This is a genomic window from Sandaracinaceae bacterium, assembly GCA_020633055.1.
Taxonomy (GTDB): domain Bacteria; phylum Myxococcota_A; class Polyangia; order Polyangiales; family Houyiibacteriaceae; genus JADJJE01.
Map to the genome: position 1 here is coordinate 906,150 of JACKEJ010000005.1, position 22,224 is coordinate 928,373.

The following is a 22,224-nucleotide window of genomic DNA, read 5'->3' on the forward strand; positions in this document are numbered from 1 at the left end:
ACAACAAGACAGGCGACCATGTTCACGAAGATTCTCAAGCGACCAGGTCTGGCGATTGTTCTCTCGATCGTCATCATGTTCCTTGGTGTTCTAGGTATCGAAAGCCTCCCCATCGCGCAGTTCCCCGACGTGGCCCCGCCGACGGTCTACGTGTCCATCGCGTACCCAGGCGCCAGCGCGAACGTCTTGACCGACTCCGTGCTCGTGCCGCTCGAGCAGTCCATCAACGGCGTGCAGGACATGCGCTACATGGTCTCCAGCGCCACGAGCGCCGGCGAGGCGACCATCGCCATCTTCTTCGAGCCCGGGACCAACCCGGACATCAACGTCGTGAACGTGCAGAACCGCGTCAACATCATGTTGAGCCGATTGCCACCCCTCGTCGTTCGAGAAGGCATCCTCGTCAGCCAGGTCGTGCCGAGTATGTTGATGTATCTCAACATCTTCAGCACTGATCCGAACGCGGATCAGACTGACCTCTTCAACTACGCGAACGTCTACATCATGCCGGTGCTCAAACGCATCCAGGGCATGGGCATCCCGCGCAACCTCGGCAACCGTAGCTTCGCGATGCGCATCTGGCTGAACCCCGAGCGCATGCGCGCCTACGACATCTCCGTCGAGGACGTCATGGAGGCCGTCGCCGAACAGAGCATCATCGGCTCGCCGGGGCGACTCGGTCAGGCGACCGGCATGGTCTCGCAGTCGCGCGAGTACGTGCTCACGTACATCGGCCGCTACAACGAGCCCGAGCAGTACGGCGACATCATCCTGCGAGCGCGACCCAACGGCGAGATCCTGCGCCTGAGGGACATCTGCGTCCGCCCGAACACAGTGGAACCCATCGTGGTGCCGGCAGGAGACGACGCCGACGACACGGCGGAGGCCGACGCCGATGACCACGTGGCGGCCGCCCGCCCGGCGCACGGCACGAACGAGCACGAGGGCATCGAGCTGGGCTCGGAGTTCTTCGACATCTACTCGGACGTCGATGGACACCCCACCGCGTCCATCGTGCTCAAGCAGGCGCCAGGTTCGAACGCGGCCGAGATCATCGAGGAGGTCAAGCGCACCCTCGACGAGCTGCGCGAGTCGTTCCCCCCTGGCATGGACTACGAGATCGCCTACGACGTCTCGCGCTTCGTCGACGCGTCCATCGAGCAGGTGCTCCACACGCTGCTCGAAGCGTTCCTGCTGGTGTCGCTCGTGGTCTTCATGTTCCTCGGCGACGTCCGCTCGACGCTCATCCCGACGCTGGCCGTGCCCGTCTCGCTCATCGGCAGCTTCTTCGTGCTGACGCTGATGGGCTTCTCCATCAACCTCATCACCCTCTTCGCCATGGTGTTGGCCATCGGCGTCGTCGTGGACGACGCGATCGTGGTCGTGGAGGCCGTGCACGCGAAGATGGCCGAGAAACACCTCACGCCCTATCGGGCCACGTGGGAGGTGCTCCAGGAGATCAGCGGCGCCATCATCGCCATCACGCTCGTGATGACCGCCGTGTTCGTCCCGGTGACGTTCGTCCCGGGCCCGGTCGGCGTGTTCTACCGCCAGTTCGGCGTGACGATGGCGTCGACCATCATCCTCTCGGGCGTGGTCGCGCTCACGCTCACGCCCGTGCTGTGCGCGATGATCCTCAAGCCACACGACCCGCACGCCCACGGCGAGCACGACACGCGTAGCCTGAAGGAGCGCTTCCAGGCGCTGAGCGGCAAGCAGATCGCCGTGTACGCGCTGCTGGGGTTGCCCGCGTTGCTCGGCATCACCTACCTGGCCCACGAGCTGTGGGGACCCATCGGCTTCCTGCTCCTGCTGGTTCCCTTCGTTCAGGCGCCCTTCAGCCGCGGCATCGACAAGATCACGAACTTCTACGCGCTGCGCCTGCTCAAGCCCATCGTGACGCGTCGGCTCGTGACGGTGCTGGTGGTCGCCGGCTTCGCGATGGGCATCGTCGGCGAGAGCTCCCTCCTCCCCAGCGGCTTCATCCCCGGCGAGGACCAGGGCATCATCTACGCCGTGCTCCAGACCCCACCCGGCTCGACGCTGGAGTACACCAACGCCAAGTCGCAGGAGCTCGAGCGCATCGCCCACGACATCGAAGGAGTGCGCTCCGTGACGTCCGTCGCGGGCTACGAGATCCTCACCGAGGGCCGTGGCTCCAACGCCGGCACTGCCATCATCAACCTCGAGGACTGGTCCGAGCGCGAGCACACAGCCCAGGAGATCATCGAGGAGCTCGAGGAGCGCACGCACGAGATGACGGACATCAAGCTCGAGTTCTTCGAGCCGCCTGCCATCCCGGGCTTCGGCGCCGCGGGCGGTATCGCCATGCGCGTGCTCGACCAGACGCAGTCGAGTACACCGGACTACGAGCGGCTGGGGGTCGTCACCGAGGAGTTCATCGCGGCGCTGCGGGAGAGGCCGGAGGTGGGCAGCGTCTTCACGTTCTACGCGGCCGACTATCCGCAGTACGAGCTCGTCATCAACAACGACGTGGCCATGCAGAAGGGCGTGTCCATCGAGCGCGCCCTGAACAACCTCAACATCCTCATCGGCAGCACGTACGAGCAGGGCTTCGTGCGCTTCAACCAGTTCTACAAGGTCTACGTGCAGGCGTGGCCCGAGTTCCGGCGCATGCCGGACGACCTCAATGACCTCTTCGTCCGCAACGAGGCCGGCGAGATGGTCCCCTACTCGTCGTTCATGCGTATCGAGCGGAGGCAGGGCCTGAACGAGATCACCCGCTACAACCTGTATCCCTCCGCGGCCATCCAGCTCGTCCCAGCGTCGGGCTACTCCACGGGTCAGGCCATCGCCGCCGTCCGCGAGGTCGCCGAGGCCACCCTCCCACGCGGCTACGACCTCGGCTGGGAAGGCCTCTCGTGGGACGAGTCGCGGCAAGGCAACGCAGCCCTCTACATCTTCCTGATCGTCGTCGCCTTCGTGTATTTGGTGCTCGTCGCGCAGTACGAGAGCTTCCTGATCCCGTTGGCCGTCATCTTCTCGCTCCCCATCGGCATCTTCGGCTCCTTCTTCCTGCTGCAGGGAGCCGGCCTGGCGAACGACGTCTGGGCGCAGCTGGGCATGATCATGTTGGTCGGTCTGCTCGGAAAGAACGCGATCCTGATCGTGGAGTTCGCCGTCCAGCGGAGACACGAGGGGGCGTCGCTGAAGGACGCGGCCATCGAGGGCGGCAAGCTGCGCTTCCGGCCCATCCAGATGACGTCCTTCGCGTTCGTCGCCGGCCTCATCCCGCTCGTCGTGTCCCACGGCGCCGGCGCCATCGGCAACCGCACCATCGGCATCACGGGCGTCGGCGGCATGCTCTTGGGCACGGTCGTGGGTGTCATCGTCATCCCGGGCCTGTACTACCTGTTCGCGCGCATCTCGGACGGCAAGAAGCTCTTGCGAGACGAGGTGGACACGCCGCTCAGCGAGCCCTCGGAGGACACGCCGTTCACGTTCGAGGACCTGCCCGACGAGCCCGCGGCTTCGACCACGTCCGGCCCGAACGATACCAAGGCGCCACCCGAGACGGCCACGACCGCGGCAGGGGCAGCGCCAGTGGTGGTCGGAGCGCCGGTCGCCGCTTCGCCTGAACCGGCCGCCCCGCCCGAGAGGCCGGAGCCAACCCCGCCTGCGCCGACGTCCGCCAAGGCCGAGCCCGCGCAGTCGACGCCCGCGCCGACGCCCGCCGAGGCCGAGCCTACGCAGACCCTCGCGCCCGTCGCGCCGAAAGCCCCCGAGCCCAGCGCGGCCACTTCGCCGGCGGCATCCGTGCCGCCCCCCGCCGCAACGCCCGAGTCCGCCAAGCCCACGCCGTCAGCCACGGCGGAGCCCGAACCCACGAAGCCCAGCGCAGCGACCACCGACGCGCCGCAAGCACCCGCAGAGACCACTCCCCCGAAGCCCGAAGGGACCGACGAGTCCTGACCTCCTGTGAGGCGGCGGCCCAGATCCCGCGCCGTCGGGCGATGACTCGACGGCGCGACGTTCGGCCACACTCCCTGTGGGGCGAATGCTCCGCGCGCGTCGGTGCTTCGGCTCGACACCCCGCCTCGCCCTGTGGTTGACTCCCGCCGTCGATGGAAGCCGTCATCCTCACGATCGTGTTCTTCGTCCTCGCCGCCCTCGGCCTGGGCGTGTGGTGGTTCTCGTCGGACCGCGTCGGCAAACGCCGCCTGCAGAGCGTCGCGAGCACACCCATCGAGAGCGCTGCGGAGGGCGCGCTCGTGAAGGTCACGGGCACGCTCTCGCTCGCGGACCACCCCGAGCTCGAGGGCCCCCTCACCGGCCGACGCTGCGTCGGCTACGTGGTCGAGGTCAAAGAGCGTACGCAGTCGGGCGCCAAGGCGAACTGGGACACCATCGTCATGACCGAGGACGCGGTGGCGTTCGTCGTCGAAGACGCCACGGGGCGCGCCCTGGTGAAGGCCGCGGGCGCCCACCTGGTCCTGGTCCGCGACGGGCACGTCCACTCGGGCGCGCTCAGCGACCACGCGGAGCGCGCGAAGGACTTCCTCATGCGGCAGGGCACGGAGAGCGAGAACGTGCTGCGCTTGAAGAAGGCCCTCCGCTACGAAGAGGGCGTGCTCGAACAGGGCGAAGAGGTGAGCATCCTGGGAGTCGCCAACTGGGAGCCCGTCCCCGCGACCCTGCGGCGAGACGGCGACGCGACCGACGCCAAGTGGCTGGTCCTGAGCGCCCCGAGCAACGGGCAGCTCACCATCAGCGACGACCCGACGACCATCTGATCCCGCGCTCGGGCGGGGAGTACCCGACGCAGCGCCAGGTTGAACTCCCTCGTGCACATGCGTGGTACGTTGCCTCTGGAACAATCGACCTCACGGCGCTCCACATGTCACGTCCCGCACCCTGCTCCCTCGCCGCCTTCCTGCTCGCCTCCCTCTCCACGCTGACGGGCTGCGGTGGCGACGGAGGAGGCGACGGTGGGACCACCACGTTGTGCACGGCGGACATCGAGTGCAGCGACGGTCGCTTCTGCAACGGCGCCGAGCGCTGCGCCCCGGGGAGCGCCGACGCCGACGCGCGAGGCTGCGTCGCCGCCGTGAGCCCGTGCCTCGCCGCACAGACGTGCGACGAAGGGGCGCAGCGCTGCACGACCGAGTGCGAGATCACGGGGGACGCCGACGGCGACGGTCACCTCGACGTGTCCTGTGGCGGGGACGATTGCGCCGACAACGACGCGCTGCGCTTCCCCGGCAACCTCGAGGTCTGCGACACGGCGGACCACGACGAGGACTGCGATCCGAGCACCTTCGGCGTGCGCGACCTCGACCAGGACGGCATCGCCGACGGCGCATGCTGCAACGTCAGCGGCGACGAGCGCTTCTGCGGCCGGGACTGCGACGACACCGCGGCGGGCGTGCACCCCAACGCGCCCGAGGTGTGCGACGGGGCGGACAACGACTGCGACGGGACGAACGACGAGGGCGTGTTCGCCACGTTCTACCGAGACGCGGACGGCGACGGATATGGCGACCCCACCGCGCCCGTGGAGCACGCCTGCGGCTCGGCCCACGACGACTCGGAGAACGGCTTCGACTGCGACGACGACAACGACACCGTGCGCCCCGGAGCCGTCGAGCTGTGTGACGGCGTCGACAACAACTGCGACGGCCTCTACGAGCGTGACCTGGATCGGGACGGCCACCTCGACCCGGCCTCTGTGTGCGCGCCCGCGCAGCTGCCCACGGACGACTGCAACGACTTCGTGGCTGGCATCTACGGCGGCGCCGAGGAGCGCTGCGACGGAATCGACAACGACTGCGATCAGCTCATCGACGAGCGCGCAGACGCTGACGCGGTGTGCGCCACGACCGGGACGCGTGCCGCCTACTGCCTCGACGAGAGCTGCATCGTGGCCGCGTGCGAGCCGCTGCGCGGAGACTGCAACCGCGATGGTTCGGACGGCTGCGAGCAGGATCTCGCGAACGACGCCGCCCACTGCGGCGCGTGCGGCGCGGCGTGCCCGCTCGGCGAAGCTTGCGTCGCGGCCGCGTGCGTGGCCCCGACGGTCGTCGACCTCGCCATTGGGGAAGCGCATGGCTGCGTGCTCACCGCGACCGGCCACGTGGGCTGTTGGGGTCGCAACGAGTACGGGCAGCTGGGCCAGGTCGCGGGCAGCCCCCGGGGTTACGTCGCGCACGCCCCGCAGCTACCGGTGGCGCGGGAGCTCGCGACGACCGCTGCCACGACGTGCGTGATCGACGAGACGGGGCACGTGGTCTGCACGGGTCGCAACGCGTACGGCGAGCGCGGCATCGGCAACCGCGGCGCGCGTAGCGGTCCCACGGAGGTGCTAGGCCTCGCGGACGCGGTGGACCTGCGCGCGAGTCACAACGTCGCGTGCGCGCGTCGACCCGACGGCAGCCTCGCCTGCTGGGGCTGGGGTGCAGGGCTCGTGGACGCCACCATCCCGGTCACCCTCGCGATGGACGTGGGGGACTACGACGTGGGGTCCGGGACCGTCTGCGGCATCGACGGACCGCTCAGCGGCCCGTGGTGCATGGGCGGCGACGAGAGCGGCGCGCTCGGCGACATGGCCGTGTTGCCCACCTGCATGTCTCGCAGCCCAGTCGAGCAGTTCAGCCTGAACGCGCCCTGCGCCGCGAGCCCGACGCCAGTGGCGACGGGCACGGCGCTCACGTCGATCGCCACGGGCGGAGGCTACACCTGCGCCACGACGGGCATCGCGGTCGGGTGCTGGGGGCTCAACACCTTCCAGCAAGCGCTCGTCCCACCGCCGACCCAGTACACCCAGCTGACGGCGCTGGCAATTGCAGGTGGGCCGGGCGCGCCCACGTTCACCGCGCTCGAGGCGGGCGACGACCACACGTGTGGCCTACGGACGGACGGCTCGCTCATGTGCTGGGGCCGCAACGACGGAGGGCAGCTGGGCCGCGGCAGCGTCGCCCCCTACGCAGGGCTCGGACCCGTGACCAGTGGGCTCGTGTTCGAGCGCGTGGTGGCGGCGGGGCGCACCACGTGTGCATTGGACGACGCGGGGGACGTGCTCTGTTGGGGGCGCAACACGGACGGCCAGGTCGGCGACCGCACGAGCACGGCGCGCTCCGTCCCGACACGCGTCCTCGGCTTCGAGACCACACGCGCGCTCGGCGGCGGCGGGGGCCGTCCGTGCGCCGTGTTGTCCACCGGCGACGTGACCTGCTGGGGAGACGGCACGCCGACTCCCGAAGCGCAAGACGCGGGGGCCGTCGCGGTCGCCGTCGCCTCCGGCGGGCGGCACCGCTGCATCGTCACCGAGGACGAGGGGGTCCGGTGCTGGGGTAGCAACGAAAACGGGCAGCTCGGCCGAGGGACCACCACGGGCTCGGGCGAGCCCGCCGGGGACGTCACGCTGCCGGCTGTCCGCGCGCTGGACGCGGCCGCGGACACCACCTGCGCGGTCACGACGGCGGGCGAGGTGCTCTGCTGGGGCAACAACAGCGCGCGCCTCCTCGCCACGGACAGCGTGGCCATCTCCAACACCCCGGTGTCCATCCCCACGCTCGACGACGCCGTGCAAGTCGCGCTCTCGGGGTCGCACGCGTGCGCGCGACGCGCCGACGGGCGCATCCGCTGCTGGGGGACCGGGACGTACGGCGAGCTCGGCGACGGGACGGCTGCGGACGCGCTCGAGCCCGTCGACGTGGCCACCATCGACGACGCGCTCGTCGTGGGTGTCGGTGAGACCTTCAGCTGCGCGCTGCGCGCTTCCGGCCAAGTGTGGTGCTGGGGCCGCGGCGACCTGGGACAGCTCGGCGCCGGGCTGACCCGCACACAGGCCGCAACGCCCACTCGTGTCCTCGGCCTGACCGACATCGTCCAGCTGGCCGTCTCGGGCGCGGGGGCGTGCGCGCTCGACCGCACCGGCGAGGTGCACTGCTGGGGTGAGAACCGCTCGGGACAGCTGGGCGACGGGGGCGCTGGCGGCAACGCGTTCTCCGCCGTGGTGGTCCCTGGCCTGCCCGCCACCGCCATCACCGCTCACGCGAACACGCGCTGCGCGCTCGACGTGGACGCCGCTGTGCGCTGCTGGGGCGAGAGTGGGGCAGGCAACGCGGGGGTCGTCGTGACGAACTGCCCGGGCTACTGCGACGGCAACGGCTGCTACTCGCGCTGCCCCGCGCCCGTCACCCTCGTCGGGGGGCTGTGAACGCACAGAGCGCGGCTCAATGCGCTGGTGGGAACATGGACGCGCGCTTCATCGCGCGGTAGCTGCCGGGGGTCCTCGCCTCGGCGGCTTCGAGCGCGACGCCCAGCGGGACATCCGCTGCACGCAGGCGGTCGCAACAGATGGTCAGCCCCTCCCGGAAGGTGGCCACCGCGACCTGCTCGTTGGGCGGGCGGAACACCCAGTTCATGGCCGTCATCGCGCCGCGCACGAGCGAGTTCTCGATGACCGTGGCGGTGATCACGTTGTAGCGACGGATCACCTCGATCGTGCGGTTCTGCCACTCGGCCAGCGCCTGACGCTCGCTGGCGCGCGGCAGCGTCTTGACGGCCGTGGTGTCGACCAACGTCGCGAAGTGCTCCTTTCGCTCGTGGAGCTTGTCCACGCGGCGAATCAGGTCGGCCACGGACGCCGCGTCCAGCTGGTCGGGGACGACGACGATCAGGAGCGGCCAGTAGCTGGCGTCGACCTCGATCGCGGACTTCGGTTCAGTCATGGTGCGGACCATACGCCCCATCACGACCCAAGCGGTAGCGTCACCACTCGGAACCGCCCGTCGACTCGACGTCGAAGGGGTCCACGGTGAGCCCTGGGTCGCCGCGACACTCGGTCCCCATGGGCGTCAGCGTACACGACATCCCACCCGGGCACGCGGGGTCGCAGTCCCCGCGCTCACACAGGCCGCTCTCCCGGTCGCACGCGAAGCCCGGTGAACACCGCCCCCAGCAGCTCCCGGTGCTTGCGCGGTGAAGGGCGGTGCCCGCGACCCCCACGGCCAGCCCCGCGGCGGCGTCACCGTAGTCGCTGTCGCCGTAGTCGCCGGCACCGCCACAAGACACGAGCGACGCGACGAGAACCAGCTTGAAGAGACCCCTTGTGAAGCGACCCCGCACGCCCCCGAGTGTAGCGACGTGCGCATCGGACCGCCACCGGCCCCCCGTCGAGTCACCGCCCCCGAGCGTCTACTCGGCGGCCTCGGCGGTGCTCTCGTCGTCCCGGCGCTCGTCGACGAGCGTACGCACCACGCGCTGTGGGAACGGGATCTCGACGCCTTCGCGCTCGAACGTCCGATGGATGATCTTGATCGCCTCGCTGCGCGCCTCGAGCAGCGCGAGCTTGACGCGCGCGTCGGTCCAGAAGCGCGCCTGGAAGTCGACCGAGTTCGCGCCGAACTCCAGGAAGTGGAACTCGATGCCTTCGGTCTCCCGCTGTGGAAATCGCTCTTGGAGGGCAGCCGTGACCAACCGTTGTACGTCGTCGAGGTCGCTCCCGTAGGCGACGCCACAGCGCACCGAGGCCCGGACGCGCTCCGTCAGGCTGAAGTTCTTGAACGGGTTCTCCACCACCGTCTTGTTCGGGATGATGACGAGGTTGTTGTCGCTCCCCCGCAGCACGGTGTTGCGCAGGTTCAGCTCGTGCACGGTACCCGAGTAGCCGGCGGTCTCCACCCAGTCGCCCACGTTCAGCACCTTGCGCACCGCGAGGTACATGCCCGCGAAGGTGTTGGACAGCGACGACTGGAGCGCGAGACCAATCGCGACACCGGCCACACCGGCACCGGCGAGCATGGAGTGCAGCACCGTGTCCAAGTTCATCACGTTGAGCGCCACCAGCAGCCCGAGCGTGATGACCACGCCCGACGCCACGCTGGCGATGAGCGCCCGCAGCGAGGCGTCGTGCACGCCCGTGAGGCGACGCGCGACGACGCGCCGCGTCCCGACCGCGAGCAGATAGGCGATGGAGAAGGCGACCAACGCCACGACGAAGTTGGGGAGATTGGTGACCACCGCGTCGAACCAGTCGCGCAGCTTCTCCATCAGTTTTCCGTACGACGTCGCCCATTGCTCGCCCATGTCACTCTCCTCGCCGGTGGTTGCCCGCGTGCTTGTCAGCGTCGATCACTCGGTCGCTTCCCGCACTGTGTCGCCGACCGCCTCGCCGGCTTCCTCGATCTCTTCGGCGGCGTTCTCCGCCGGGGTGTCGCGGTCGAACGCGTCGTCCACGCGCTCGCCGGCGCTCTCGAGCGGCCCCTCGTCGTCGCAGCCGGCGGTCGTCGTCAGGGCGAACACCGCCAGCGCGGTGAAGATGATGTGCTTGATGTCCATGGGGTCGTCCTTTGGTTTCGAGAAAGGCGGTCGGGGCTCGAGGCAAGTCGCTTGCGCTCGGGGGGGCCGACCTGTGCACCGGACCTGAGCACGTGCTGTGCCACCGCAGGAAACGCTTGGTTTCGACGGGTTCCGCGCGGTCATGCAGGCTGGTGCGACCCGACGCCTGCGCGTGTCGGAACGCGTCGGGTGGGGCATTGCGCCACAGTCGGGTGCGACGAGCGCCTCGCGGCGCGGGACGGTGAGGGAGCGCTCGCGTTCGTCGTGTCCGCGGCGCAGACTCGCCGCATGGGACTCCTGACCTTCAGCATCAACGTCACCCTCGACGGCTGCGTCGACCACCAGGAGGGCATCGCGGACGACGAGACGCACGCCTTTTTCACGGGGCTCATGGACGACAGCGGCGCGATGCTGTGGGGCCGCACCACCTACGAGATGATGGAGAGCTACTGGCCATCCGTCGCCCGGGGGGACGTAGACGCCCCCGAGGCGATCCGCGCGTGGGCCACCAAGCTCGAGACCAAGCCGAAGTACGTGGTGTCCTCCACGCGCAGCGACTTCCCGTGGACCAACAGCCACCACCTCACCGGCGACCTGCGCGACGCGGTGCAGCAGCTCAAGGACGCCACCCCGGCGGGCGTGCTCCTGGGGAGCGGAAAGCTGGCGCTCGCGCTGGACGCGCTGGATCTCGTCGACGACTACAGGTTCCTCGTGCAGCCGAGGATCGCGGGACACGGCCCGACGCTGTACGCAGGCGGGTTGCCCAGCACGCGGCGCCTCGAGCTGGTGTCGGCGCTGCCGCTCCGCTGTGGCGCGGTGGCGATGCACTACCGACGCGTGCCCTGACGTGCTGCTGCTAGGGCCCCCTGCGGTAGGGCTCGCAGAAGTCTTCCCAGCTACCGAACACGGCGCCACACCCAAAGGTCGCGGCACGACCGTGGGCAGCACAGAAAGCCACGCCGGGCTCCTCGCCCGGAGCCGACGGCGCCCAGCTCGGGGTGCGGCAGAAGGCCGTGGGGTCCGCGGGCACCGCTCTGAGACAACCCGAGTGAAACGCGCCCACGTTGAACCCGCACGACATGTCCATGTTGGGGCACGCATCGCCTCGGACGAGCGCGGCGTCGACGCATACCTGATGCGCGGTCGCGCCTTGGCCCACCTGCGCGCCCTCGAGGGCAGGTCCCGCGGCGCCCACGACGCTGACGGACACCAGGCCGATGCCGCAGCAGGCGCACAGGCCGATCAACACGAGGGCCGCGATGCAGCCGAACAGGATCTTCTTGTCTCTGGACACGGGTCACTCCCTGCCGAGAGAGCCCCTCCGGCAGCCGCGCCATGCTACCACGAACCAGCGGCGCTCGACGATCGTCGCACCGCGCCCGCGGAGGGGTCCGAACCGCGAGATGGGTGGCCCGTTTCTCGGGTTGCGCCTGAAATCACACATCTCCGCTTCAGTCACGCGCCCCATGCTGCTATGACGCAGTGCAGCATCGCCATTGATCAGGAGAGTTTCCCATGCGTCGCGTCGTGTTCACCCAGAAGGGCGGGGTCGGTAAGTCCAGCATCGCCTGCAACTTGGCCGCCATCGCGGCGGCGCGCGGCCTCACGACGCTGGTCGTGGACCTCGACCCGCAGGGCAACGCCAGCGAGTACCTGCTGGAGAAGCCCGTGGCCGAGCTCTCGCGCACGGCCCACGACTTCTTCGAGCAGACCCTCTCCATCAAGAACCTGATCACGTCGACCGACCCCGAGACCTTCGTGCACACCTCGCGCTTCCCCAAGCTGCACGTGATGCCCGCGGGCCCCGAGCTCGACTTCCTGGCCCCCAAGCTCGAGGCGCGCCAGAAGATCTACAAGCTGCGCGACGCGCTCGAGAAGCTCGGCCGGCGCTACGACCGCATCTTCGTGGACACCGCGCCCGCTGCGAACTTCTTCACGCGCTCGGCGCTCATCGCGGCCGAGCGCTGCCTGGTGCCCTTCGACTGCGACAACTTCTCGCGCCAGTCGCTCTACCGCGTGCTCGAGACCATCGCGGAGCTGCGCGAGGATCACAACCCGGGCCTGATGCTCGAGGGCATCGTGGTCAACCAATACCAGTCCAGCGCGCGCCTACCGCAGGCCCTCATCGACGAGCTGCTCGCCGAAGGGCTGCCGGTGCTCAGCCAGCACCTCGCGCAGTCGGTCAAGATGCGCGAGTCCCACCAGGCGCACCTGCCGCTCATCCACCTGGCGCCGCAGCACAAGCTCACGCTGCAGTTCGTGGAGCTCTTCGAGAGCATCGAGCGCACGCGGAGCGCGAGCACGCGAACGGCCTCGTCGCGCGTGGGGTGAGGCGCCATGGAAACTCGGCATGGCCGCATGCGCGCCGCTTATCGAGGCGCCGCACACGCCTGAAATCGTCGAGGTTTCCGCTTTCCGAGCCACGCCTTCTGCACCTAGGGGCGTCGTTGCGCGTCGAGTAGAACGCGTTCTACAGATCAGCTCATGACCCAGAGCACCCGCCGCTTCACCCCGCCCTTCCCCAACGGTTGGTTCCACGTAGCCGACAGCGCCGACGTGACGTCTCGGGGTCCTCGTCGACCTCTTCAGCAGCCTCCTCGACGCGCGGCGCGAGCAGCAGGCCCGTGGCATCCGGGATGCGCACAAGACCGCGGGGCTGTCACTCGCTGGCAGCCTGGTGCAGCAGGTCGGTAGCACCGTGACCAGCCTCGCGCGCAGGGCGGCGGTGGCGACGCGGACGACGGTGCGTGCACGTCTCCCACGGGCGCCAAACCTGCCCGCAACGCGAGCGACCTCGGGCCCGACATCACGATCTCGGGTGGAGCCACGGGCGCGGACGATGGGCGCGCGCAGCAGGAGGTTGTGTGCACCACGAGCCACCCCGAGACACCCGTGTGGGGCGCTTTCCCTTCGCTGGAGCTGATGGTGCAGGCGGCCCAGCGTGGGCTGTGCATCGCGCTGATGCCCACCTGCGTCGCCGACCAGGCACTCGTATCGTGGCGGCGTGACGAGCACGATGACGACCACCACCACGCCTTCCCCCTCCGTCGATGCGCCCCGACACGAGGGCGCCGCCTTCTTGGATGGCTGGATGGCGTGTGCGCGTACAGCATCCTGCACCTGCTGCAGGACCCGAACGACGCCCTCGCGCGCATGCACCGCCTGCTCGCGCTGTGCGGCTTCTCGGTGTCGTCGACCGCGTGTCTGTGCGAGTCGTGGGTGCCCTACGCGCCGCTGATCGCCATGATGCGCTGGTTCGGGAAGGCCCCCTGGGTCGGCCAGCTCAGCAAAGAACAGCTCCGCGAGCTGGTCACCGCGCTGGCTTCGTGGACATCACGGAGCCAGACGTCGGCGCGGACGGGATGAACAGCTTCTTGGTGGCGCGCAAGCCTGCATGAGGGCGGGTGGAATGCACCTGCTGTGAGGCTCGACGTGCAAGGCTCGTGAGGGAACCGCCCGCGACACCCAGCTCCAAGGCCAATGTTGACTCAGTCGTCGACGCGTGTCCGGATCACCCGGCCGTCGCGCGCATCGATGATGACCTCGTGTTCTACGCCACGGTCGTCTCGCAGCTCGACCTCGTACACGGCGATCCCACGGTCACGTTCTCGTTCGACGCTCTCCACGGTGGCCCCTGGAAATAGCTGGAGCGCGATGCGTTCGGCGTCCTGAAGTCCGATTCCGCTTGCCGTCTGTCCGAGTGCGGGAGCGACCGCAAGGCTGATGAATAGTGCCGCGAGGGCGGCGAAGAAGTGCTGGTGGAGGCGGGGGGTTCTCTTGAACATGGGAAGATCCTTTCCCACCGACGATGAAGCACGCTCCTCAACGGTCCTTGAACGAGACAGCTCACCACCTCAACAGCGACTGAACGACGCGGTGGGCGTCTCATTCGTGGACACCGTACGCTCTCTGCGTGCACCTGCTCGTCGTCGATGACCACCCCGAACTCCTTGACATGCTTTCCCGCTCGTTCGAACGGGAGGCCCACCGCGTCGTGTTGGCGCAGACCCTCGCGGAAGCCCGCAGGGAGCTTTCTCGACGCATCCCCGACGTATTGGTGCTGGATGTCGAACTACCGGATGGGAGCGGCGTGGACCTTTGTCGGGAGCTGCGCCGAGAGGGGGCGCGCGTTCCGATACTCCTCCTCACCGCACACGGCGAAGTGCGGCAGCGCGTCGAGGGTCTCGACGCGGGTGCGGACGACTTCCTCCCCAAGCCGTTCGCGGTCGCGGAGCTGCGTGCGCGAGTACGCGCGTTGGGGAGGCGAGGTCCTATCGAGCGCGGGGTGCGGCTGACCATCAGCGACGTCGTGCTGGACTTCGACGGGTGTCTCGCTACCCGCGGCTCGAGCGAGGTCCCCATCACGGCGCGCGAGTGGGAGATCCTCAAGCTGCTGGGCAGCGCCCCCGGTCGTGTCTTCTCCCGCGCGACCATCTTGGACTTGATCTGGGACGACCAGAGTCCAGGTGCGAGCGCGAGCCTCGACACGCTCATGGGACGAATACGCCGAAAGCTCGGGACGCGGGTGGTTCGGACGATACGCAGCGAGGGATATGCGCTCGACGGCAGATGACGCCGCAGGTGCGACCCGCGCCACTCGTCCACTGGCGAGGCGCGTCGCGCTCGCATGCGGACTCGCCGCCGCCATGGGAGGCGCGGCGGCGGCGGTGGCCGCGGGGACGTCGGCGGACCGCCTGTTGGCAGCGCACGACGACGAGACGTTGCGACTCGCCGCGGTGGACCTCCTCGACGAGGTCCGCGAGGAGGTGGAGGAGGAATGGGACGACCACCCGACTCTCGCCATCACGCGTTCATTCGGGGCCGCGGAGGACGATGCCACGGCTCGCTCCGTGTACGACCGTGCCCTCCTGGACGAGTGGGACGAGGTCGAGCACCTGCCAGCTGCCCACGCCCGCCTCGACGGCGCCGGAGGCTACCTCGCCGGGGACCGCGAACTCGCGGCCGTTCCACCGGGTACGTGCGACGATGCCGTGATCGCTGGATCCTCCCTACGCGCCTGCGGAGTCGGCTCCGGGGCCGCTCGCCTGACGCTCGCCATGGCCTCCGGCGCGGCTGACGCGCGGAAGGCGCTACTCGGTTGGTCGGTGTTGGTTGGAGTGCTCATCGGCGCCTCGCTCGGTGGCGCCGCGAGCTACCGCGCCTCCGTGTGGGCTCTCGCGCCATTGCGTGCGCTCGCTGAGCAGGTCCGTCAGGTCGACACAGCCAACCCGCGCCCTGAAGTGTTGGGCGGGGCACTAATCCACGCCGAGTTGGAGGATGTTCGCGCCTCTGTCGCGAATCTCGTGATGCAACTGGGGGAGGCGCTCTCGACGGCGCAGGGCTTTGCTGCCCTGGCTGCTCACGAGCTTCGTACGCCGCTCGCATCACTCGTGGGCGAGCTCGAGCTGCTTTCCGAAGCCTCGTCTCCCGACGCTACGGCCTCCATCGATGTCGCTCGACGTCGCGTCGCAGACCTCGTGGGGTTGGTGCAACGTCTCCTCATTCTCGCGCAACCAGACAGTGTCGCGAACGACGAGGCGGACGCTGTCGATCTCGGCGATGTCCTTGAAGCCACCCTGGCAACGCTGGCGCCGAACCAGCGAGAGCGCGTACGCGCCACCGCCGACGATGACGTGCTCGTACGGGGGGACTCCGCGCTGCTTGTCTCGCTGCTCTCGAACGCCGTCGAGAACGCCCTCAGATTCTCACACGACGACGTGGCTGTGCGCATCGCCTGCGATGGGGACGACGTCACGCTCGCGGTCGAGGACCGCGGCCCCGGCATCCCAGCAGGCGAGCGTGAGCGCGTGTTCGAGCCGTTCTATCGCAGCCGCGCAGCGCGTCAGTCCGCGACGCTGGGGCATGGCGTAGGGTTGGCTCTGATCGCTCACGTGGCCAGAGCACACGGCGGTTCGACGTCTCTGGGGTCTGCCTCCCCCATGGGTACAGTGCTCGTCGCACGGCTGCCTGCGTGGCGGCCGCGGGCCCGAACCGACACGCGCTGACGTCGGGGGGAACGCCGCCTCCCGCCCCTCCCCCTCGTTGCGACGGCGTTGAGGTCGTTCGGCTTCCGTTGCCGCGCGGCACTTACGTACGATGCATGTTCCGCGTCGTCGCTCTCGTCTTGCTCGTGCTGGTCACCCTTCCCTTGTCGCCCAGACGCTCCTTCGCCGAGGGCCACGTGCCAGAGCCGATGCGCGTCGACCTCGTCCGTGGGCTCGGCGCCGAGCGCGGAGAGCTCGAAGCCAACGTCCTCGCCTCGCTGACTTTGTCGGGTCAGGCGCTGGAGTGGGCGCCAGAGATGGAATGGGCACCGTTAGACAATCTGGCCGTCGAGTTGGAGCTCCCATTCGCGGGGCGGCACTTGGAGGCCCTTAAGCCGTCGCTGCAGATCACGCTGCCGACGTCGAGCCGCCGTATCGCCCATGGCATACAGGTCGCGGCCTCGTTCGCGCGACAGCGGCGCGCCGGTGCGCACGTGCTGTGGGTGAGTTCAGGAAGCATCGCGCGGCACGTCGCATTCGTCACGTCCCTCGGACTCCGGGGGGAGTGGCTGGGACATGGTGCGCATCACTTGAAAGGTCTGTGGAACGGCGCATTGTTCGTCCCGCTGGGGAACAACGCCCTCGGCGTCGAGGTGAACTTGTCGTGGGACCGTCGGTGGGGAGAGCGCGCCATCGTCCCTCAAGCGCACGTATGCATGGGTCCCCATGCGCAGTTGCAACTCGGGCTCGGTGTGATGCGACTCGAAGGGGACTCACCGTGGGGAGCGGTCGCGTTGTTGCGCATGATCGGCACCCGGTGAGGGACGCGTGCCTCACGCGTTCTCTGACACGCGCCGGGGCTCTTCCGACTACGGACAGACGCGGGCCGTGATGGCGCCGCTGACCTCGCTGTCGCGATCGCGAGCGGCCACACGTAGCGTGATCTCTTCCTCGCTAACCGAGTCCACGACGACGTATCCGTCGCGGTACGAGTGCGCGTCGACGCGACCATCCACGGTGCGCGACAGTGCGACTCGCACTTCGTCGACGCTCCCGGTCCCGGTTTGCCCCGTTATCTCGAAGACCATGCCCGCAACGAGGGATTCGGCCGGAAGGAACACCGACGCCTCGATGGTCCCCACGGCGGGAATCGTCTCGCCAAGCGGATCACAGTTCGCTCCAGGCGCGGACTGAAAGATCATCGTCGGCGTTCTCGAGGAGAGCCTTGCGACGGCCTCAGTGGTTTGGAAGAACTCCCCATCCCACTGAAGCGTCGCTGGGGTCGTCGGGATGGTTTCTGGATCGATGGCGCCGGACTCGTCGGAGCACCCGGTCACCAACACTCCGACGGCGACCATGAGGTAGCGTTTTGCATTCATAGACACACTCCGTTCCCGGCCGGCACGACGACCACGTTCTCGATACTGACCAAGACGATGCCACGTTGCGCAATCGCCCTGGCGCTTACCGGCGAGTACAGGGTATCAGCCCCGTTCCCGCCGCGGCGGTCTTCACCGACGAAGTCGTATGTCGAAGTGCGTCGACCGCTGAGTGTTCGTAAGCGCTGCATGAACCCGCTCTCGTCGGGGATGGATGACCGGCTCACAGTGGGCTGATGCTTCCGCCGACCAGCTCGACGCGCTCAGGCGCGGTCCTCCGCGGGCGATTCTTCGCCCGGGCGGCGCAGCGGAATGGGGTCGGGCACGGTGAGCCAGCCGATCTCCGCCGCGAGCTCGTCGGAGTCGAGGCGAGCGCGAGTCTGAGCCCAGAAGAGGGGCGAGAGCTCGAGGTAGCGGTCCTCGGGCCAGGAGGGGAGGACGCGGATCAGGTCGCGGACGTATTCGCGAGGGTTGAGGTTGTGGAGCTTGGCGGAGGCGATGAGGGTGAGGTGCGCGCCGGCGCTCTCGGCGTGCTCGGTGCTGCCAGCGAAGAGGGCCGCGTCGCGGATGCGGACCACCTTGCGCAGCTCGCGCTCGCTCCAGTTGTTGTCGATGCGAAGCCGGCCGTCAGCGAGCACGGCGCGCAGTGGACCCTCCTGACGGACGACGTACCCGAGCGCCGCGCGCGCGGGACCGCGGCGGTGCTTCTCGCGCTCGTAGTGCTGCTTCGCGAAGTCGATGAACGCGTCGATCAAGGGCGCGAGGTGTTGCTTTCGCCGCGTCTTGATCGTGGACGGCGGTGGCTTGCCAGCCCGGCAGCGCTGCTCGACCTCGAAGATCTTGTGCAGGTACACGAGCCCCTCCCGCCCGAGCGCGAGCTTGGCGAAGGCGGCTTCGAAGAACTTTCTCCGAGCGTGCGCCCAACACCCGACCTCGGTGGGCACGTCTTCGTCGTCGGGCGCGTCCGGGTCGGCTGGCCGGAAGAGCGCGTTGTACACGCTGCAGGCATCGGCCTGGATGTGACCGGCGTAGCCTTTGAACAACGTGGCGACGTCTTCGCTGCGCTGACGCTCGGTGAAGTTGAACAGGATGTGGTCGCGGTCCGCGATGCGCACGAAGTAGTGGCCCTTGCGACAGGGCCTCCGCTCCCCGCCATCGAGCTTGCCGGGCTGCACGGCGAAGCCCGTGGCATCCGTGGCGATGCAGAAGGCGTTGGCCAACGCGTCCTGCTCCATCGCCGCGACGATGGTTGCGTTGAAGCGCGAGCCGAGCTGGTCGAGCCAGCGGCTCATCGTGCCGCGGTCAATCGGGGTGCCTTCGAAGAGCAGCTCCTGCTCCTGCCGGTACAGCGGCAGCCCCTTGCTGAACTTGTCGGTGACGATCTCAGCAAGCAGCGAGGGCGCCGCGAGACAGCGCGACAGCAGCTCCGGCGGCATCTCCGCCGTGAACATCTCCGTGAGCCCGTTCTCGTCGGGGCGCGTGGCGTAGGTGGTGCGGAGGATCTCGAGGCAGTAGTACTCGGCGGGCTTGCGGGCGAGCTTGTAGCTGACCTCGGGCTCCGGCAGTCGTCGCGCCTTTCCCTCCTCGACGAGCTTCTCCATGACGGGATCCGGAAGCGGCACCGTCACCTTGGGCAGCCCCAGCTCGTTGAGCTTGCGACGCCCTTGGGTCGTTCGACGCTTCTTCTTCCCTTTGTCGTCCCCGTCGTTGTTCTCGCTGTCGTCGTCGGTCTCGGCTGGGGAGCCCATCGCGTCCGCGAGTGCGTTCAGCTTCTGCGTCAGCGCCTCGAACTCGAGCTGCAGCTGGGTGGTGTCTGCGCGCTCCGCGGACGCGATGAAGATCCTGCGCTTCAGCAGCTTCAGCTCCAGCTGGAGCTGCATGTACGCATCACGCAGCGCCTCGTACTGCGCCGCCTGCTTCGCGATCTGCGCCGTTGCTGCCTCGAGCTTGGCCTCCCTCGCAGCGAGTGCTGCGTCGCGGGCGGCGAGTTCAGCGTCGCGGGCGGCGAGCTCGGCGTTGCGCTCCGCAAGCGCGGCCACGAGCTTGTCCACGAGCTCACCGCGCTCTCCGGTCAACGACTCGAGGTCTGCCTTCGTCGCCATCGCTGGGTCGACTCATAGGATCTCGGATCGCGCTTGTCCATAGCCCGATCCGAGATTCTCCACGCTCTCGGCTCAATGCACCGACGGAGTCGTGTTGCGCTTCGCGCGCGCACGCGGGGGAGGCAGCTCGATGCCGTCCAGCAGCACATCCAACTGGTCCTCGCTCAGCTCCACCACGCGTCCCTCGTCGATGGGGTCGGGGAGCTGGAAGCGTCTGCGGTCGAGGCGCTTGTAGAAGATGCAGAGGCCGGTGCCGTCCGCGAAGATTGCCTTGAGCGCGGTGCGCCGACGGTTGAAGAAGATGAAGAGTCCGCCGGTGCGTGGCGAGCGGCCGACGCGCTCCTGCACCTCACCTGCGAGCGTGTCGAAGCTCTTGCGCAGGCTCACCGGGTCGAGGGCGACAAACACCTCGATGTCGGCCGGGATCATCGCACCACCTCCGGGCGCTCGAGCACGGCGAGCACACGCGACAACGTCTCCTCGTCGAACCCGCGCTCCACCTCTACGCGCACCGCACCCACCGACAGCCGCACCCCGGGGCCGCGCGTCACCGGCATGATGGTCTCCGGCGGCCGCGCCGGCCGCACCAGCGCCATCCGAATCTCCGCGCCCGACTTCGCGACCTTCCGTGCGGCCTTCTTCTCGTCCTGCATCCGCGCCGACCACGACCAGAGCCGGTTCACGTTCAGGCCGCGCGCCTCGCAGTACGCCCGCGCTGTCTCCCCGCTCGATCGCCACGCACGCACGTGGTCGGGCCACTCACCCTGAAGTCTCTTCATCTCCCGAGCGTGGGGCCCGCACCGAACCTCGTGAAGAGCGGGTTCATGCAGCGGCTACGAGTGTTCGGTCTCAAATGTCCCAAGAAGAAGTGCGACCGTTGCGCCGAGCGAACCGCTTGTGGGAACTCCGTTCTTGGAAACGAGTCGGGCATTGGTCTCCTGTGTTGGCCAGCCGGTCGCCTGCGTCACCCGAAATTGCAGTCCACCGTCGGCCGGGGTACGCACATCATGATCGGGGTACTTGACGAGCCATGATCACACCTGCGTCACCCGTGACGTCGGTTTGGGTTACGCCTTCGTTTGCGCAACCAGTAACCAGAATCAGGACGCCACCTAGCGTGGCCGCCCACCCATGAAGGTCGAATACCCTTGTCACGGTTCGGGGATGCAAAATGAGTGCCCCAGGTACTCGCTCTCGATACACTCATGGGTAGCGAGACAAAACCTCTGTGCATCGCAGTCGCGAAGACAGATGGCATCATCAAATGAGCTAACGACTATTCCGTCTCCATCAACAGGCACGCATACCCCGAGATAGCTATTCTGCCCGGAGAACGAGTGGCACTGGTCTGACTGGGTACAGTGTGTGGTGCACATGCGCCGCAGATCCGTGCCGTTAAAGAGGATGGCTCCGCACACAGGTTCCTCTGGGGGACAATCGCTTGAGGTCTCACACGGATCGTAGACGGGGGGCGGCGGAACAGATGGGTCCCCGCAGCCCATCACCGATGACAACGGTGAATACGTGGATAGTCCCTCGTCGCATGCGTTTCGTTCCTCCGCTCATGATTCCGGCCAACGGCTCTTGTCGGGTTCGACTCAGCCGTGAGCTGATAGCTTAGTCTGCTGGGCGTTGACGTAGCGTCAAGGGACTTCGCAAGAGCACATCCACGTTGGCCACGATTGGCCGACTCTGCGATAGGGCACCGATGAACCGCCACTGGCCTGCGCGCGGCAGGTCCTCGGGTTTGCTGTGTAGCGACATCAGATCGCGTCCACATGCTTGACTATCTGCTTCCTGGACTCATCGTTTGGCTGCGCCCGAGACGGCGCACACGGGCATCCGAGACACTCGCAGTCCTCCCTCCTTGCACCTCGGATGTCTGTCCTTTTCGGCCCGGTCCGCATAGTGGACCGGGCTCTTGTTTGGCGTCGGCCACTCAAGGCGTCTCCCCGTCACCCGGGACGAGCAGTGCGTACTCGAGACGCATCGAAGCAACGAGCTCGTCCGCGGCCTCCCGCGAGGCACAGAACTGGTGATCGCTCCCGTCCCAGAAGAGTTCCGCCTCATGCGCGCGAAGCAGGTACTCCATCACCGCCGTTGCCTCTGGGCTCGCGACGCTGCCCGCCCCGAAGTGCACAATACGGTCCTCGGCGGTCAGTACGTAGGCGAAGTAGAACTTGTCTCCCCTCATTGCACGCGAAGATACCGCACGACACGCCGGACCGCCACGGACCGTCGCCAGCCTCGTGTCGCAGGGACGGGCACGAGGCGGACAGACGGCCTGTGCGAACGGCGTCTGGAGCAGCGTACGAGAGTCGCGGTCGTGAGTACGCTGGAGGCGCAGCTGGACAGCATGGGCGTCGCAACGCTGGCGCTCATGCCCTGGGCCGCCCAGCGGCGCATTCAGATTGACGCCCAGCGCCATTCCACCCAGAGCGCAAACGTGAAGCGCGC

The 22,224-nt window shown here is 68.2% G+C and carries 19 protein-coding genes and 1 pseudogene; 9 read left to right on the top strand and 11 right to left on the bottom strand.

What is annotated here, in order from left to right:
* Positions 1 to 18: 18 nt before the first annotated feature.
* From H6726_08705 to H6726_08715, 3 genes and pseudogenes are all read left to right on the top strand, one after another.
* Positions 19 to 3,438 (top strand): annotated as a pseudogene (locus H6726_08705) (efflux RND transporter permease subunit).
* A gap of 647 nt (positions 3,439 to 4,085) precedes the next feature.
* Positions 4,086 to 4,754 (top strand): hypothetical protein, encoded by a 669-nt coding sequence (locus tag H6726_08710; GenBank protein ID MCB9657712.1) that lies wholly within the window; start codon positions 4,086 to 4,088, stop codon positions 4,752 to 4,754.
* 104 nt (positions 4,755 to 4,858) lie between these two features.
* Complete coding sequence (locus tag H6726_08715; protein ID MCB9657713.1) at positions 4,859 to 8,179, top strand: hypothetical protein; 3,321 nt, start codon at positions 4,859 to 4,861, stop codon at positions 8,177 to 8,179.
* Positions 8,180 to 8,195: 16 nt separating this feature from the next.
* On the opposite strand, the gene H6726_08720 is transcribed toward H6726_08715, so the two are convergent.
* From H6726_08720 to H6726_08735, 4 genes are all read right to left on the bottom strand, one after another.
* The gene (locus H6726_08720; GenBank protein MCB9657714.1) at positions 8,196 to 8,693 is read right to left on the bottom strand and encodes a hypothetical protein; all 498 of its coding nucleotides are present in this window, start codon (positions 8,691 to 8,693) and stop codon (positions 8,196 to 8,198) included.
* A gap of 40 nt (positions 8,694 to 8,733) precedes the next feature.
* Positions 8,734 to 9,090 carry a hypothetical protein gene (locus H6726_08725; protein ID MCB9657715.1) on the bottom strand — a complete coding sequence of 119 codons (357 nt, stop codon included), beginning with the start codon at positions 9,088 to 9,090 and terminating at the stop codon, positions 8,734 to 8,736.
* A 69-nt stretch (positions 9,091 to 9,159) separates the two neighbouring features.
* Entirely contained in the window at positions 9,160 to 10,050 is an 891-nt protein-coding gene (locus H6726_08730) for a mechanosensitive ion channel family protein (GenBank protein ID MCB9657716.1), read from the bottom strand.
* Between the two features lie 45 nt (positions 10,051 to 10,095).
* Entirely contained in the window at positions 10,096 to 10,302 is a 207-nt protein-coding gene (locus H6726_08735) for a hypothetical protein (protein MCB9657717.1), read from the bottom strand.
* A gap of 288 nt (positions 10,303 to 10,590) precedes the next feature.
* Here H6726_08735 and H6726_08740 point away from each other — a divergent pair, with 288 nt between their 5' ends.
* Positions 10,591 to 11,148, top strand: coding sequence for a dihydrofolate reductase family protein (locus H6726_08740; GenBank protein ID MCB9657718.1), 558 nt, complete (start codon positions 10,591 to 10,593; stop codon positions 11,146 to 11,148).
* 10 nt (positions 11,149 to 11,158) lie between these two features.
* Here the strand turns inward: H6726_08740 and H6726_08745 are convergent, their stop codons facing one another.
* Positions 11,159 to 11,596, bottom strand: coding sequence for a hypothetical protein (locus H6726_08745; protein MCB9657719.1), 438 nt, complete (start codon positions 11,594 to 11,596; stop codon positions 11,159 to 11,161).
* Between the two features lie 221 nt (positions 11,597 to 11,817).
* Here H6726_08745 and H6726_08750 point away from each other — a divergent pair, with 221 nt between their 5' ends.
* Together H6726_08750 and H6726_08755 are read left to right on the top strand one after the other, a co-directional pair.
* Positions 11,818 to 12,633 (top strand): ParA family protein, encoded by an 816-nt coding sequence (locus H6726_08750; GenBank protein ID MCB9657720.1) that lies wholly within the window; start codon positions 11,818 to 11,820, stop codon positions 12,631 to 12,633.
* A 531-nt stretch (positions 12,634 to 13,164) separates the two neighbouring features.
* Positions 13,165 to 13,668 carry a hypothetical protein gene (locus tag H6726_08755; GenBank protein MCB9657721.1) on the top strand — a complete coding sequence of 168 codons (504 nt, stop codon included), beginning with the start codon at positions 13,165 to 13,167 and terminating at the stop codon, positions 13,666 to 13,668.
* A 122-nt stretch (positions 13,669 to 13,790) separates the two neighbouring features.
* Here the strand turns inward: H6726_08755 and H6726_08760 are convergent, their stop codons facing one another.
* Positions 13,791 to 14,087, bottom strand: coding sequence for a PepSY domain-containing protein (locus H6726_08760; protein ID MCB9657722.1), 297 nt, complete (start codon positions 14,085 to 14,087; stop codon positions 13,791 to 13,793).
* A gap of 128 nt (positions 14,088 to 14,215) precedes the next feature.
* Here H6726_08760 and H6726_08765 point away from each other — a divergent pair, with 128 nt between their 5' ends.
* From H6726_08765 to H6726_08775, 3 genes are all read left to right on the top strand, one after another.
* Positions 14,216 to 14,875, top strand: a complete 660-nt coding sequence (locus tag H6726_08765) for a response regulator transcription factor (protein MCB9657723.1) — start codon at positions 14,216 to 14,218, stop codon at positions 14,873 to 14,875.
* Positions 14,876 to 14,948: 73 nt separating this feature from the next.
* The gene (locus H6726_08770; GenBank protein MCB9657724.1) at positions 14,949 to 16,307 is read left to right on the top strand and encodes a HAMP domain-containing histidine kinase; all 1,359 of its coding nucleotides are present in this window, start codon (positions 14,949 to 14,951) and stop codon (positions 16,305 to 16,307) included.
* A 95-nt stretch (positions 16,308 to 16,402) separates the two neighbouring features.
* Positions 16,403 to 17,107: a hypothetical protein gene (locus H6726_08775; protein MCB9657725.1), complete on the top strand. Its 705-nt coding sequence runs from the start codon at positions 16,403 to 16,405 to the stop codon at positions 17,105 to 17,107.
* Positions 17,108 to 17,155: 48 nt separating this feature from the next.
* On the opposite strand, the gene H6726_08780 is transcribed toward H6726_08775, so the two are convergent.
* The 5 genes from H6726_08780 to H6726_08800 form a co-directional block, all read right to left on the bottom strand.
* Positions 17,156 to 17,665, bottom strand: coding sequence for a hypothetical protein (locus H6726_08780; GenBank protein MCB9657726.1), 510 nt, complete (start codon positions 17,663 to 17,665; stop codon positions 17,156 to 17,158).
* 263 nt (positions 17,666 to 17,928) lie between these two features.
* Positions 17,929 to 19,704 (bottom strand): IS66 family transposase, encoded by a 1,776-nt coding sequence (locus H6726_08785; GenBank protein MCB9657727.1) that lies wholly within the window; start codon positions 19,702 to 19,704, stop codon positions 17,929 to 17,931.
* Between the two features lie 135 nt (positions 19,705 to 19,839).
* On the bottom strand, positions 19,840 to 20,196 hold the full coding sequence (tnpB, locus tag H6726_08790; GenBank protein MCB9657728.1) for an IS66 family insertion sequence element accessory protein TnpB: 357 nt from the start codon (positions 20,194 to 20,196) through the stop codon (positions 19,840 to 19,842).
* Positions 20,193 to 20,546: a hypothetical protein gene (locus tag H6726_08795; protein MCB9657729.1), complete on the bottom strand. Its 354-nt coding sequence runs from the start codon at positions 20,544 to 20,546 to the stop codon at positions 20,193 to 20,195. Before H6726_08795 ends, tnpB begins: the two co-directional genes overlap by 4 nt.
* Positions 20,547 to 21,706: 1,160 nt before the next feature.
* The gene (locus tag H6726_08800) at positions 21,707 to 21,961 is read right to left on the bottom strand and encodes a hypothetical protein (protein ID MCB9657730.1); all 255 of its coding nucleotides are present in this window, start codon (positions 21,959 to 21,961) and stop codon (positions 21,707 to 21,709) included.
* Between the last annotated feature and the right edge of the window lie 263 nt (positions 21,962 to 22,224).

Coding starts and splice junctions, on each gene's coding strand:
- H6726_08710 (MCB9657712.1), top strand. CDS start 4,086: ATGGAAGCCGTCATCCTCACGATCGTGTTCTTCGTCCTCGCCGCCCTC.
- H6726_08715 (MCB9657713.1), top strand. CDS start 4,859: ATGTCACGTCCCGCACCCTGCTCCCTCGCCGCCTTCCTGCTCGCCTCC.
- H6726_08720 (MCB9657714.1), bottom strand. CDS start 8,693: ATGACTGAACCGAAGTCCGCGATCGAGGTCGACGCCAGCTACTGGCCG.
- H6726_08730 (MCB9657716.1), bottom strand. CDS start 10,050: ATGGGCGAGCAATGGGCGACGTCGTACGGAAAACTGATGGAGAAGCTG.
- H6726_08735 (MCB9657717.1), bottom strand. CDS start 10,302: ATGGACATCAAGCACATCATCTTCACCGCGCTGGCGGTGTTCGCCCTG.
- H6726_08740 (MCB9657718.1), top strand. CDS start 10,591: ATGGGACTCCTGACCTTCAGCATCAACGTCACCCTCGACGGCTGCGTC.
- H6726_08750 (MCB9657720.1), top strand. CDS start 11,818: ATGCGTCGCGTCGTGTTCACCCAGAAGGGCGGGGTCGGTAAGTCCAGC.
- H6726_08760 (MCB9657722.1), bottom strand. CDS start 14,087: ATGTTCAAGAGAACCCCCCGCCTCCACCAGCACTTCTTCGCCGCCCTC.
- H6726_08770 (MCB9657724.1), top strand. CDS start 14,949: ATGGGAGGCGCGGCGGCGGCGGTGGCCGCGGGGACGTCGGCGGACCGC.
- H6726_08775 (MCB9657725.1), top strand. CDS start 16,403: ATGTTCCGCGTCGTCGCTCTCGTCTTGCTCGTGCTGGTCACCCTTCCC.
- H6726_08780 (MCB9657726.1), bottom strand. CDS start 17,665: ATGAATGCAAAACGCTACCTCATGGTCGCCGTCGGAGTGTTGGTGACC.
- tnpB (MCB9657728.1), bottom strand. CDS start 20,196: ATGATCCCGGCCGACATCGAGGTGTTTGTCGCCCTCGACCCGGTGAGC.
- H6726_08795 (MCB9657729.1), bottom strand. CDS start 20,546: ATGAAGAGACTTCAGGGTGAGTGGCCCGACCACGTGCGTGCGTGGCGA.
- H6726_08800 (MCB9657730.1), bottom strand. CDS start 21,961: ATGAGGGGAGACAAGTTCTACTTCGCCTACGTACTGACCGCCGAGGAC.